General features: G+C 65.5%; 11 protein-coding genes. 5 read left to right on the top strand and 6 right to left on the bottom strand.

Annotated elements, in window-relative coordinates; translation table 11 throughout:
* Positions 1 to 30 precede the first annotated feature (30 nt).
* Genes FHT79_RS12070 through glp form a run of 5 tightly spaced genes read left to right on the top strand, consistent with a single transcriptional unit; the run spans position 31 to position 5,489 of the window.
* The gene (locus FHT79_RS12070; protein WP_183903422.1) at positions 31 to 1,923 is read left to right on the top strand and encodes a peptidylprolyl isomerase; all 1,893 of its coding nucleotides are present in this window, start codon (positions 31 to 33) and stop codon (positions 1,921 to 1,923) included.
* An 8-nt stretch (positions 1,924 to 1,931) separates the two neighbouring features.
* Complete coding sequence (gene trpD / locus FHT79_RS12065) at positions 1,932 to 2,948, top strand: anthranilate phosphoribosyltransferase (protein WP_097594472.1); 1,017 nt, start codon at positions 1,932 to 1,934, stop codon at positions 2,946 to 2,948.
* Positions 2,949 to 2,957: 9 nt separating this feature from the next.
* A complete protein-coding gene (trpC, locus tag FHT79_RS12060; RefSeq protein WP_097594471.1) occupies positions 2,958 to 3,770 on the top strand; it encodes an indole-3-glycerol phosphate synthase TrpC in 813 nt (270 codons plus the stop codon).
* 1 nt (position 3,771) lies between these two features.
* Positions 3,772 to 4,269 (top strand): cyclic pyranopterin monophosphate synthase MoaC, encoded by a 498-nt coding sequence (gene moaC, locus FHT79_RS12055; RefSeq protein ID WP_097594470.1) that lies wholly within the window; start codon positions 3,772 to 3,774, stop codon positions 4,267 to 4,269.
* Positions 4,266 to 5,489: a gephyrin-like molybdotransferase Glp gene (gene glp, locus FHT79_RS12050; RefSeq protein ID WP_097594469.1), complete on the top strand. Its 1,224-nt coding sequence runs from the start codon at positions 4,266 to 4,268 to the stop codon at positions 5,487 to 5,489. Before moaC ends, glp begins: the two co-directional genes overlap by 4 nt.
* A 15-nt stretch (positions 5,490 to 5,504) precedes the next feature.
* Here the strand turns inward: glp and FHT79_RS12045 are convergent, their stop codons facing one another.
* The 6 genes from FHT79_RS12045 to FHT79_RS12020 all read right to left on the bottom strand — a co-directional run bounded on the left by FHT79_RS12045 (position 5,505) and on the right by FHT79_RS12020 (position 12,468).
* On the bottom strand, positions 5,505 to 6,164 hold the full coding sequence (locus tag FHT79_RS12045; protein ID WP_183903421.1) for a 50S ribosomal protein L11 methyltransferase: 660 nt from the start codon (positions 6,162 to 6,164) through the stop codon (positions 5,505 to 5,507).
* A gap of 28 nt (positions 6,165 to 6,192) precedes the next feature.
* Positions 6,193 to 6,627, bottom strand: coding sequence for a GNAT family N-acetyltransferase (locus FHT79_RS12040; RefSeq protein ID WP_097594467.1), 435 nt, complete (start codon positions 6,625 to 6,627; stop codon positions 6,193 to 6,195).
* A gap of 122 nt (positions 6,628 to 6,749) precedes the next feature.
* Positions 6,750 to 8,717, bottom strand: coding sequence for a DEAD/DEAH box helicase (locus tag FHT79_RS12035; protein ID WP_097594466.1), 1,968 nt, complete (start codon positions 8,715 to 8,717; stop codon positions 6,750 to 6,752).
* 99 nt (positions 8,718 to 8,816) lie between these two features.
* Positions 8,817 to 10,673: an adenylate/guanylate cyclase domain-containing protein gene (locus FHT79_RS12030; RefSeq protein ID WP_097594465.1), complete on the bottom strand. Its 1,857-nt coding sequence runs from the start codon at positions 10,671 to 10,673 to the stop codon at positions 8,817 to 8,819.
* A gap of 5 nt (positions 10,674 to 10,678) precedes the next feature.
* Positions 10,679 to 11,197: a FecR domain-containing protein gene (locus FHT79_RS12025; RefSeq protein ID WP_097594464.1), complete on the bottom strand. Its 519-nt coding sequence runs from the start codon at positions 11,195 to 11,197 to the stop codon at positions 10,679 to 10,681.
* Positions 11,198 to 11,322: 125 nt separating this feature from the next.
* A complete protein-coding gene (locus FHT79_RS12020) occupies positions 11,323 to 12,468 on the bottom strand; it encodes a citrate synthase (protein ID WP_097594463.1) in 1,146 nt (381 codons plus the stop codon).
* Positions 12,469 to 12,486: the final 18 nt, after the last annotated feature.

Below are 12,486 nucleotides of genomic sequence, written 5' to 3'. Positions count from 1 at the left end.
GCTCAATGATACTGCGAGGTTTGCGTTTCTATGTTCGATATCCTGAGAAGAGCCGCTCAGACCTGGGTCGCCAAGCTGCTGATGCTTCTGTTGGTCGCGTCCTTTGGCATCTGGGGCGTCTCCCGGTCGCTGATAACGGGCAGCAACAGCACCACGGTCGTGACCGTCGGCGATCAGCATGTGGACGTCAACGAATTCCACCTCGCCTATCAGCGCCAGGTGGCAAGCCTCAGCCAGCAGTTCGGCATGCGCCTCACCCCCGAGCAGGCCCGCGCCTTCGGCATCGAGCAGCAAGTGCTTGCCCAGCTCGTCGCCGGCGCCTCGCTCGATCAGCTCGCCGAAGACATGAACCTCGGCCTGTCGGAGGATCGCCTCGCCCAGCTGATCGCCGACGATCCGGCTTTCAAGGCCGTCAACGGCCAGTTCGACCGTGAACTCTTCGTCTCGCGCCTGCGCAATGCCAACATCCGCCAGGACGACTACATCAAGGAACGCAGCAAGGTAGCCGTCCGCAGCCAGGTCGTCGATGCCATCTCGAACGGCTTCACCGCGCCGAAGACGCTGGTCGACGCCCTGAAGCTCTATGGCGCCGAAAGCCGCAGCGTCGATTACCTCCTGCTCACCAACGCCAATATCGAGCCGATCAAGGCGCCCGCCGACGACGTGCTGGCGGCGTGGTTCGAGGGTGTCAAACAGCGCTACCGGGCGCCTGAGTACCGCAAGCTCATTTATCTCAAGCTGCAGCCCGCCGATATCGCCGACGCCGCGACCGTCACCGACGATCAGATCCACGAAGCCTTCGACAAGAGCAAGGATAGCTATCGCACACCGGAAAGCCGCACCATTGAACAGCTGACCTTCGCCAGCAAGGATCTTGCCGCCGCTGCCGAAACGGCGCTGAAGAGCGGCACCAGCTTCGATCAGCTGGTCTCCGACCAGGGCAAGACGGCAAGCGACGTGCTGCTCGGCGAATTCACCAAGGACAAGGTTCCCGATCAGGCCGTTGCCACTGCGGCCTTCGCCGTTTCGCGCGATGGCGGCACGACGCCTGTGGTCGACGGCTCTTTCGGCCCGGTCATCCTGCGCATCACCAACATCAAGCCCGAAACGGCGAAGAATTTCGACGAGGTGAAGGAAGATATCCGCAAGCAGCTGGCGCTTTCCAACGCCTCTCAGGAGGTGATCAACGTTCATGACCGCATTGAGGATCTGCGCGCCGGAGGTTCCACGCTCGAGGATATCGCTGGCCAGCTGAAGCTCCAGGCCGTCACCGTCGATGCCGTCGACATGACCGGCGCCGACAAGGAAGGCAAAGAGGTCAAGGATCTCCCGGCCAAGCAGCAGCTGCTCGGCGAAGCCTTCAAGACCGAGGTCGGCGTCGATGCACCGCCGCTGCCGATGGGCAATGACGGCTATGTCTGGTTCAACGTCCTTGAAATCACGCCGGACCGCGATCGCCCGATCGCCGAGGTGCGCGAAAAGGCCGTCGAGGACTGGACCGCCGAACAGCAGAAGGCCGAGCTCGCCAAGAAGGCCGACGCATTGAAGGCCGAGGCGGCGAAGGGCACGGCACTTGCCGATATCGCAACGCCGCTCGGCATCGCCGTCGAAAGCAAGAGCGGTGTCACCCGCTCCACCGACGATCCGGTGCTCGGCCGCGCCGGCGTCACCGCCGCCTTCTCCGGCCCGGTCGATACGGTCGCGAGTGCCGTCGGCGCCGATCCCTCGACGCAGATCCTGATGAAGGTCACCGAGGTCAACAGTGAACCGACCGGCGACGTCCTAAACAACCGCGATGCCCAGATCACCGCCATGGCCAATGCCGCCGGCGACGACATCCTCGATCAGATGGTCAACCTGCTGCAGACGCAATACGGCGCTGAGATCAACCAGAAGCTCGCCGAACAGGCGACAGTCCGCTAGGAGGCCTTATGACCGATCTGAAGCCGTTCCTAGCCAAGGCCGCAAGCCGCGAGCCGCTGACGCGTGACGAGGCTCGCGCCGCCTTCGACATCCTGATGTCGGGCCAGGCGACGCCCTCGCAGATCGGCGGCTTCCTGATGGCGCTGCGCGTGCGCGGCGAAACCGTCGACGAGATCGTCGGCGCCGTTACCGCGATGCGCGCGAAAATGCTGGCCGTCGAGGCGCCGGCCGATGCGATCGATATTGTCGGCACCGGCGGCGATGCCAGCGGCACCTACAATATCTCGACGCTGGCGGCGCTGATCGTCGCCGGCGCCGGTGTCCCCGTCGCCAAGCACGGCAACCGGGCGCTGAGTTCGAAATCGGGCGCGGCCGACAATCTGGCCGCACTCGGCGTCAAGCTCGATGTCAGCCCCGAGATCATCTCCCGCTGCATCACGGAGGCCGGCGTCGGCTTCATGTTCGCGCAGATGCATCATTCCGCCATGCGCCATGTCGGCCCCTCCCGGGTCGAACTCGGCACGCGCACGATCTTCAACCTGCTTGGCCCGCTCTCCAATCCGGCCGGCGTCCGACGCCAGCTGCTCGGCGTCTTCTCACCGCAATGGCTGGTGCCGCTCGCCGAAGTCATGCGCGATCTCGGCTCCGAATGCGTCTGGGTGGTCCATGGCGACGGCCTCGACGAGATCACCACCACCGGCGTCACACAAGTCGCGGCGCTCGAGGACGGCAAGATCCGCACCTTCGAGCTGTCGCCCGCCGATTTCGGCGTCAACCCTTGCGTGCTCGCCGACATCAAGGGCGGTGACGGCGTTGCCAACGCCGCAGCGCTTCGCGAGGTGCTCGGCGGCGCCAAGAATGCCTATCGCGATGTCTCGCTCGCCAATGCCGCCGCCTCACTGGTCATCGCGGGCAAGGCCGGAACGATCCGCGACGGCATGACGCTTGCCGCGCAGTCGCTGGATAGCGGCGCCACCGCGCTCGCCCTCGACAAACTCATCGCCGTTTCCAACGATATCGACTAGGATTGCCCGATGACCGATATCCTGAAGAAGATCGAACTCTACAAGCGTGAAGAGATTGCCGCCGCAAAGGCGACGGTGTCGCTCGCCGACTTGAAGGCGATGCAGGCCGGCCAGTCTGCCCCGCGCGGTTTTCACAAGGCGCTCGTGGCCAAGCGTGATGCCGGCAATTTCGGCCTCATCGCCGAGATCAAGAAGGCGAGCCCCTCGAAGGGTCTCATCCGCCCGGATTTCGATCCGCCGTCGCTGGCGAGCGCCTATGAGGCCGGCGGTGCCGCCTGCCTGTCCGTCCTGACCGACAGGCCGAGCTTCCAGGGCGCGCCGGAATTTCTGACGGCCGCACGCGCGGCCTGCGCGCTGCCGGCGCTGCGCAAGGATTTCATGTTCGAGACCTATCAGGTGCACGAGGCCCGCGCCTGGGGCGCCGACTGCATCTTGCTGATCATGGCGTCGCTGTCGGATGATGAAGCCGAGCGCCTGCAGGACGAAGCCTTCGGCCTCGGCATGGACGTTCTGGTCGAGGTCCACGACGCCGAGGAGATGGAGCGGGCGCTGAAGCTCTCTTCGCCGCTTATCGGCATCAACAATCGCAATCTCCGCACCTTCGAGGTCAGCCTGACCGTCAGTGAGGCGCTTGCCCCGATGGTGCCGGACGACCGGCTGCTGGTCGGCGAAAGCGGCGTCTTCACCCATGCCGATTGCAAAAGGCTGGCCGCCAGCGGCATCAACACCTTCCTCGTCGGCGAAAGCCTGATGCGCAAGGACGACGTGGCGGCCGCGACCCGCGCGCTGCTCTTTGGCGAAGCCGCCATCGCGGCCGAATGATATGAGTGGCGGAAAGCCTGGTCTGACCCATATCGATGCCTCCGGCGAGGCGCATATGGTCGATGTCTCCGACAAGGCCGAAACGGTGCGCATCGCCACCGCCGAGGGCCATGTGAAGATGACGCCGCAAACCCTCGCTCTCATCCGCCAAGGCAATGCCAAGAAGGGCGACGTGATCGGCACCGCGCGCCTTGCCGGCATCATGGCGGCAAAACGCACCGCCGATCTCATCCCGCTCTGCCATCCGCTGATGCTGACGAAGGTCACGGTCGAGATCGAGGAAGATGCCGCCTTGCCCGGCCTGCGCGTCACGGCAATCGCCAAGCTCACCGGTAAGACCGGCGTGGAGATGGAGGCGCTGACCGCGGTCTCGATCGCTTGTCTGACGATCTACGACATGGCCAAGGCCGCCGATAAAGCAATGGAGATCGGCGGCATCCGGCTCCTGGAAAAGTCCGGCGGAAAATCCGGTGATTTCCGTCATCCGGAGGCAAGATGAACCTTCTACCGGTCGCCGAGGCCCTCAACCGCTTGCTTTCTCGCGCAAGACCCGTCGCGGCATCCGAGACGCTGCCGCTTGCCGAGGCTGAGGGCCGCGTTCTGGCCGTCGATCTCACGGCCGGCCTCACTCAGCCGCCCTTCAATGCCTCCGCTATGGATGGCTATGCGTTGCGCCGTGAAGACGCGCCGGAGCCGGGCGCCGTGCTGAGGGTCATCGGTACGTCTTCCGCCGGCCACGGCTTCGAGGCAAGCGTCGGCAAGGGAGAGGCCGTCCGTATCTTCACTGGCGCGCCTGTCCCGCCGGGCGCCGACAGCGTCCTGCTGCAGGAGGATGCGGAAAAGATCGAAGGCGGCATCCGAACCAATTTCCCTGTGCGACAGGGCCAGCACGTGCGTCCCCGCGGCCAGGATTTCGTCGAAGGCGAACCTGTGCTTTCTGCCGGCACGGTGCTCGATTTCTCGCGGCTGACGGTCGCTGCCGGCATGAACCGGCCTGAGGTCGAGATTTTCAAGCGTCCGCTGATCGCCATCCTGGCAACCGGCGACGAGTTGCTGCCGCCCGGAAGCACGCCCGGCCCTTCGCAGATCATCGCCTCCAATACGTTTGGTATTGCAGCCCTTGCCCGCAAAGCCGGCGCCGATGTGCTCGACCTCGGCATCGTGCCTGACGATAAGGCCAGGATCACCGCGGCGATCGACACGGCGCGGGACGCCAAGGTCGATGTCATCGTCACGCTCGGCGGCGCGTCGGTCGGCGACCATGATCTGGTGCAGGCGACGCTTGTTGAGGCCGGTATGCAGCTCGATTTCTGGCGCATCGCCATGCGTCCCGGCAAACCGCTGATGGTCGGCAGATTCGGTGAAACGCATGTGCTCGGCCTGCCCGGCAATCCGGTCTCGAGTCTCGTCTGTTCTTTGCTGTTTCTCGAACCGCTGATCCGCAAGCTCGCCTCCCTGCCGCCGGTGCAGCGCGAGACGACGGTGGAGGCGGCCGTCACACTGCGCGCCAATGATCACCGACAGGACTATATCAGGGCGAGGCTTTCGAAATCCGCTGCCGGAAACTGGCTGGCCGAGCCCTTCGGCAAACAGGATTCCTCAATGATGAAAGTGTTTGCGCAGGCCGACTGCCTCATCATACGCCCGCCACATGCGGGGGAATTGCCGGCCGGAGCTCCCTGCCCGGTCATGCAGTTGCGGCCGGATCTTCTAGTTTAGCTGCATCTCCAGCTATTAGGAGAGCGAAAAGACACCCGCCTGCACCGCTTTGCCCCCGGTGCCTGCGCCGAAATCCGCAACGGCATGGGTCGCGATTCGCTTGAGCTGTCCCTGTGGCAGGTGAGCGCGTTCGGGATCGCCGATGAGCACGTCAATGCCACTCGATTGGCAGCGCCGCAGGAAGGCCATCACTCGCAAGGCAAGCGAAGGATCGTATAACAGGTCACCGACCACAAGCAGATCAGTCTCCTCCGGCGGCGGCTCGTCCATCATATCGGCGGCGATGATCGCAATAGCGACCCCATTGATCACCGCGTTCAGGCCGATCGCGGCAATGGCATTGGCATCGACATCGACCGCCGTGACCGCGGCAGCTCCGGCCTTCGCCGCCGCGATGGCGACGAGCCCGGAGCCGGCGCCGAGATCGAGGACGCGGCGGCCTGCAACGATTTCCGGCCGGTCGATCAGATGGCGGGCAAGCACGGCGCCGCCGGCCCAGGGATAGGCCCAGTAGGGCGCTGGATCGGTCTCTCCCCGGCCGGCAAGCCGCCAGAGCCCGCTTGCAGGGCCGGCCTGGTGAAGCAGAATTTCGGGGATGGAGGGAACCGGCGATATCGGCAGATTGGCCTGGATGAAGGCGGCTGGGTCGGGTTGCGGCTGGCTGGCGCGTTTCATCGTCGTCCACTCCTGCCGGCGCTGAAGCTCAATAATTCTTCATGGCAAGATGCGGCATGCCGCCGTCGAGGAATTCCTCGCCATAGGAGACGAAGCCGAAACGCTGGTAGAGCGGCAGTTTATCGGCCTGTGCCGTGAGATAGAAGCGGTTGTCGCGCGCATCGCGATGCAGTTCCATCGCCCGCCCGATCATCGCGGCGGCAATGCCGCGGCCGCGCCATGACCCGGCAACCGCAACGCGGCCGATCTTCACATGTTCCTCGGCGTAGATGAGCCGCAGCGTGCCGGACACCTCGCCTGCCGTGACGGCGACGAGATGGTGGGCGGTGAAATCGCCGGCATCGAATTCCTCGGCTTCGGGAACCTTCTGCTCATGTACGAAGACTGCACGCCGCAGCCGGAAGGCTTCGTTGCAGAGCGTACTGAAGACCGGTACGCTGAGGATCGCTGTTTCCACCATCACATGGCTCCCCGAGGAATATGACCTAGGGCCCCCCGCCCGGACTGGCGAAGGGTTCCCGCGATTCAAACTGCTATAGCGTCCTTTGCGCGCCTGAAAAGACGCGCCGCGCTGTAGCAGCAAAATCAGCCGGGCTTCTTTTTTGAAAATTTGGCCTTCGGTCCGCCGCCCTTGCCCTCATATCTGGGGGCCTCAGATCTGGCGCCTTCGAATTTCGGTTTGTCGAATTTCGGCTTGTCGGATTTGGGTCCATCGAAAGCAGGCTTGCCCGGCTTTTTGCTCCAGGGCTTGCTGTCCCGTCTTTCCCCGCCGGCATTGTCAGCCGCAGCATATCCGCCGCCCGGACCCTTGCCGAACTTGTTCTTCGGGCGCTCGCCGCGGAACGAATCGTCCGGGCGCTCGTCACGGGATGGCTTGCCGGCATAGGGCTTCGGCGACGGCGCCCGGCTGAAATCCGGTGTGCCCGAAAGCCGGGTCACGCGGATGCCGCGTTCGAGCGCCTTGTTCGGTCCGATCGCGGCCTGGAAGCTTTCGGCGCTCGCCGCGGCGATCTCCACGAAGGTTTCCTCGGGCTGCATCTTGATCGCGCCGATCTCGCGCTTCGTCACATTGCCGTTGCGGCAGAGCATCGGGATCAGCCAGCGCGGCTCGGCATTCTGCTTGCGCCCGACCGAGATGGAGAACCAGACGCTGGCGCCGAAATCCTCGCGCGGTCCCTTCTGCGCCGGCTCGTACGGCTCGGCATTGTCGCGGCGCTTGCGGCTGCGCTCGTCCTGCACGGTAACCTCGATGAGATCCTCCGGCGCCGAATGATTGGTGCGGTATAGACGCAGGAAGGCGGCGGCAAGCTTTTCGGCGCCGTGGCTGGCGAGAAGCTGCTGCACCAGCCCCTGCTCTTCCTCCTGCGGTGTTTCGTTGAAGATCGGGTCGGCAAGCAGACGTTCGTCGTCGCGCTCGCTCACCTCCTCGGCCGAAGGCGGGCGCGCCCATGCAGCCGAGATTCCGGCATTTTCGAGCAGGCGCTCGGCCTTGCGACGTGCGTTCAGCGGCACGATCATGGCGCTGATGCCTTTGCGCCCGGCCCGGCCGGTGCGGCCGCTGCGGTGCAGCAGCGTTTCCGGATTGGTCGGCAGGTCGGCATGGATGACGAGATCGAGACCCGGAAGGTCGATGCCGCGGGCGGCGACGTCGGTCGCGATGCAGACGCGGGCACGTCCGTCGCGCATCGCCTGCAGCGCATGGCTGCGCTCGTTCTGCGTCAGCTCACCGGAAAGCGCCACCACGGCGAAATTGCGGTTGTTGAACCGCGCAGTCAGATGGTTGACGGCAGCGCGCGTCGAGCAGAAGACGATGGCGTTGGTCGCCTCATAATAGCGCAGCACGTTGATGATCGCGTTCTCGCGGTCGCTGGGCGCCACCATGAGCGCGCGATATTCGATGTCGACATGCTGCTTTTCCTCGGCCGCGGTGCTGATGCGCACGGCATCGCGCTGGTAGCTCTTGGCAAGCTTGGCGATCGCCGCCGGCACCGTTGCCGAAAACATCAAAGTGCGGCGTTCGTCCGGCGCCGAATCGAGAATGAATTCCAGGTCCTCGCGGAAGCCGAGATCGAGCATCTCGTCGGCCTCGTCGAGCACGGCAGCCTTCAGCTCAGACATATCGAGCGCCCTGCGGCGGATATGGTCGCAGAGCCGGCCGGGCGTGCCGACGACGATATGGGCGCCGCGCTCGAGCGAGCGACGCTCGCTGCGGATGTCCATGCCGCCGACGCAGCTTGATATCACCGCGCCGGTCATTTCGTAGAGCCATTCGAGCTCACGCTTCACCTGCAGGGCAAGCTCGCGCGTCGGGGCGATGACGAGGGCGAGCGGCGCGCCGGCATTGCCGAAGCGCTCTCGGCCTTCGAGCAGCGTCGGCGCCAGCGCCAGGCCGAAGGCGACAGTCTTGCCGGAACCGGTCTGGGCCGAGACCAGCGCATCGGAAGCGGCGAGCGCCGGATCGAGCATCGCCTTTTGCACCGGGGTGAGTTCGGCGTAACCGCGCTTCTGCAACGCCTTGGCGATCGCCGGGACGACGCCGTTGAATTCTGTCATGGGTTCGATCTTTCGGAGCTGTCAGGCGCGTGACTGCGCCATGGCCGGAGCCAGCCGGCGGGGTATTTGCGCCGTTCCTAACCGCTCCCGCGGCGATTGTCAAAGCGTGCGGCTACGCCACAGCCACGCGTCGATGTGGCTCGCCCGGCCGCGCAGCGTCGTTTCCAGCGGTCCCTCCATCCGGCCGGACTGCGCAAGCATGCTGTCGGGGCCTGCCGCGCGGACGATTTCGGCGCTCAACGCCAGCTCGACGCCATGGCGGGCGGCCACTTCCATCAGGCGGCTGCCGACATTGATGGTGTCGCCTGCCGCGGTGATCTGCTGCCGGTCGCCGGTACCGAGACGCGAGGCGACGATCGGCCCGCAATGGGCGCCGACCTTGAAGCCGATCTTCTTCTGGGCGAAGCCCGCATGCGCTTGAAGCCAGGCCCGCGTGCGCTCACACAGGCTCACCGCGCAGGCAGCAGCCCGGGCGGCATCGTCATCGGAGGGTTCCGGCAGGCCGAACAGGATCATCGCCCCGTCGCCCATGAAGCTGGTGATGGCGCCGCCATGGGCGCGCGCCTCCTCGTCGATCAGTTCGAAGAAGCCGCTCAGCACCTTGCTCACCGCCACCGGTCCGACGGTTTCGCTGAGGCCGGTAAAGCCCGAGAGATCGATGAAGATGACGGCGGCGTTCTGGCGCACCGGCGTGGCGAGGAAATTCGGATCGCGCGCCAGCCACTCGCCGAGGCCGGGCGCCTCGATGCGCTGCAGGAGCGCGCTCTGTTCGGCATAATGGCGGGCGCGGCCACGGTCGCGCCAGAGTTCGGCCGCGCCGAAGATCAGCGCCGGCGGCAGCGCTGCGGCGATCGGTAGCGCCGCACTCAGCCAGTAGCCATGCGCATAGGCCGACAGATTGAGCATCGCCCAGACGATGAGCGTCAGCACGATGATGACATAGCCTGCCGCACTGCGGCGCCAGGCGACCAGCGAAACGAGCACGACCGTCAGACCGATGGCGGTGGCGGCATCGATCAGCCTTATCCTGTGGTCGCGCACCATGCCGTCGCCGGTGACGAGATGGGTAATCGCCGTCGACATTACCTCGACACCTGGCATGACGGGATCGAACGGCGTCGGAAAGACGTCGCCGCCACCGGTGACCGTCGAACCGATGACGACGATGCGGCCGGCGATCGCATCCGCCGAAAGCTTGCCATCCAATGCATCGGCGGCGCTGAAGGTGGCGATTCTGCCGTGCCCGCCGTAGAAGGTCACCGGCAACCGCTGGCCGATATCGGTGGGAATGCGCAGCTTTCCGAGCATGATGGCGTCGGGTTCGATGGTGGGATTGACGCCGAGTGCCACTGAAGCGACACGCAGCGGAAAAGCCGGATCCAGCCGCTCTGCGGTACGCGAAATCAGCGGAATGAAGCGCGGCGTGCCGGTCTGGTCGGTTGCGACATTGACGATGCCGACTGCGGCTGCCTCGGCGAAACGGGGAAGCGGCAGGAGAAGCTGGTTTGCCTCAGGGATGGCGGCAAGCGGATCGTCGGCGGTATCGCTCACGCGCTGCCGGCTCTGCGCAAAGGTGGCCGCAGCCGCAATCACACTCGGTCCCTGGCGAAGGGCTGAGGTCAGTGCCGCATCGCCCTCCTCCGGCCCCGGATCGACCAGCAGAATATCGATGGCCACGGCTTTCGGCTTCAGCGCGGTGATCGCCTCGATGAGGCGCGCAAGCGTCGCCCGATTTAGGGGATAACCATGCGCCCCGGCGGTGCGGTCGTCGATCGCAACGATCGAGACAACAGGAGGCGGTGTCTTCGCCCCGACGATGACGCTGCGGATATCGGCAAGCGAGGCCTCCATCCGGTCGAGAATGCCGCTTCCGGCATTAAGATTGGTATAGCCGAGTGCTGCCGCCCAAAGACCGGCGAGCAGCAGCGCGATCACAGTCTGCAGGCGGTGGTTCATAGGATTTATTGGCCAAGGCGGGCAAGAAGGGCGGCGGCGCGCGGCGCCGGCCAGCGACGCACGACGAGGGGTTCGGTTCCGCCGCTGACATCGACGCCCTCACCCGGCGACAGCACCACCGGCTCGCCGGCCGGCCGACGAACCGCGACGCTGCCTTTGACGACCAGCACCGAGGTCTTGCCGCCCGCGACATCGACAGCCCATTGGGTGCCGCGCACGGCGGCGATCGCCTGCGGCGTCACGACCTGGAAGCCGCCGGCATGCTGCGTGCTGTCGACATCGACGAGGATCGCCTTGCGGCGCAACGCCGCCGAATCAGGGCTGCCGTCGCGGTTGCGGTCGACGAGGCTGTAGGCCGCGCCGGCCTCTGCCGTTACCGTGACACCACCTGGACAACTGAGCACCTGGCGGGCGCCGGCATCACGCGAGACCGTGCAGCCGGCAGACTGCCCAACGGCCGCCCCATGCGGAATGAGGCCGACAGCGAGTGCGGCGGCAAGCAGGCTACGAAGCGTCCTATTCATGGAAAGTCCCCTTGACCGCGCGGGACAGTTTTTCGAAAGCGCCCCGCCAACCGTCTTCTTCCATGTGCGGCATGATAGCCGAATTCGGATATTTCCCTAGGCAAAAAAGCGAAGCGGCGGAATTCTTAAGTTCTGCGGTCCGTTTCAGGTGCCGGTCCGACATAACGCGCCCGCGGCCGGATCAATTCGCCGCTGTCGATCTGTTCCATCGCATGCGCAAGCCAGCCGGCGGAACGGGCAAGCGAGAAAATGATGATCGGCGCTTCCCTCGGGAGATCGAAGGCGGCTGCCATCGCAGCAAGCGCGAAATCGACATTGACCCTCTCGCCGACCATCTCCTCGCCGGTTTCCCGAACCGCGGCAAACTGCGGCGGCAGGGGAAAGTGCGGCAGCAGCGCCAGAGCCCTGATGTCGCCATCGGGATAGAGCGGATGACCGAAGGCCGACAGGCGATTGCCCTGGGCAAGCGTGCGGCGGATCGCCTGCTCCGCCCCAAGGGCTGCTGCTGCCTCGATCAAGGCGTCGACGCCCTGCCAGGCGGCCCCATGCAGCGGTCCTGTCAGCGTCGCCAGTCCCGAAAGCACGGCGGCGGAAAGGGCAGCACCCGCCGATGCCGTGACCCGCGCCGCGAAGGTGGAGGCGTTGAGTTCATGATCGGCCATCAGCACCAGCGCGCGGCGCAGGCAATCGGCAGCATCCGGCCGCCGCCAGCTGGCAGCAAGCCGCAGATGCAACGGGTGCTCCGACGGCCCCGGGGCCAGCGCATCGGCGAGGGTACAGAGAACCCCGCCTGCTTCACGGCGAAGTGCGGCCTGTGAGCGGCCGAGCGACGGCAGATCGGATGTCACCCGCCCTGCCAACGCCCGGAAGGCCGCTTGAAGCGACGGAGAGGTATTTCCGGTTCTGCTCCCGGAGAGGAAGGCTTCCGCGCCGTTCCAGAGCAGTGCTGCCGTCTGCTCCAGCGTCGCGACGGCAGCGAAATCGGCCGCATCCCGGCCGCGATAGAAAAGCCGTCCGCCTGTGATGGTCGAGATTGCCGAGGGGAGAACCGGATCGCCCCACCTTATCGTCTCGACCGCAACCGTTTCGGCCTTGCGGCGGCCGGCATGGCGTTCGGCAAGCCTCTGCACGTCGCTGGCCTGGTAAAGGCTGCGGCGCGGATCGGAGGGATCGGGCTTGGCGTGGATGCGCCCGCGGCTGACATTGGCGTAGAGCGTCTGCGGCTTGGTCTTCAGCGCCTGCAGCGCCTCCTCGGCGGTCAGCCACGACATCGGAACCTCATATTGATC

Source organism: Rhizobium sp. BK212, from assembly GCF_014197475.1.
Classification (GTDB): Bacteria; Pseudomonadota; Alphaproteobacteria; order Rhizobiales; family Rhizobiaceae; genus Rhizobium; species Rhizobium anhuiense.
This window is presented reverse-complemented; position numbering and strand designations above follow the sequence as displayed.

Excerpts from the sequence above, each read along its gene's own strand:
- FHT79_RS12070 (WP_183903422.1), top strand. The coding sequence starts at position 31 with ATGTTCGATATCCTGAGAAGAGCCGCTCAGACCTGGGTCGCCAAGCTG.
- trpD (WP_097594472.1), top strand. The coding sequence starts at position 1,932 with ATGACCGATCTGAAGCCGTTCCTAGCCAAGGCCGCAAGCCGCGAGCCG.
- trpC (WP_097594471.1), top strand. The coding sequence starts at position 2,958 with ATGACCGATATCCTGAAGAAGATCGAACTCTACAAGCGTGAAGAGATT.
- moaC (WP_097594470.1), top strand. The coding sequence starts at position 3,772 with ATGAGTGGCGGAAAGCCTGGTCTGACCCATATCGATGCCTCCGGCGAG.
- glp (WP_097594469.1), top strand. The coding sequence starts at position 4,266 with ATGAACCTTCTACCGGTCGCCGAGGCCCTCAACCGCTTGCTTTCTCGC.
- FHT79_RS12045 (WP_183903421.1), bottom strand. The coding sequence starts at position 6,164 with ATGAAACGCGCCAGCCAGCCGCAACCCGACCCAGCCGCCTTCATCCAG.
- FHT79_RS12035 (WP_097594466.1), bottom strand. The coding sequence starts at position 8,717 with ATGACAGAATTCAACGGCGTCGTCCCGGCGATCGCCAAGGCGTTGCAG.
- FHT79_RS12030 (WP_097594465.1), bottom strand. The coding sequence starts at position 10,673 with ATGAACCACCGCCTGCAGACTGTGATCGCGCTGCTGCTCGCCGGTCTT.
- FHT79_RS12025 (WP_097594464.1), bottom strand. The coding sequence starts at position 11,197 with ATGAATAGGACGCTTCGTAGCCTGCTTGCCGCCGCACTCGCTGTCGGC.
- FHT79_RS12020 (WP_097594463.1), bottom strand. The coding sequence starts at position 12,468 with ATGTCGTGGCTGACCGCCGAGGAGGCGCTGCAGGCGCTGAAGACCAAG.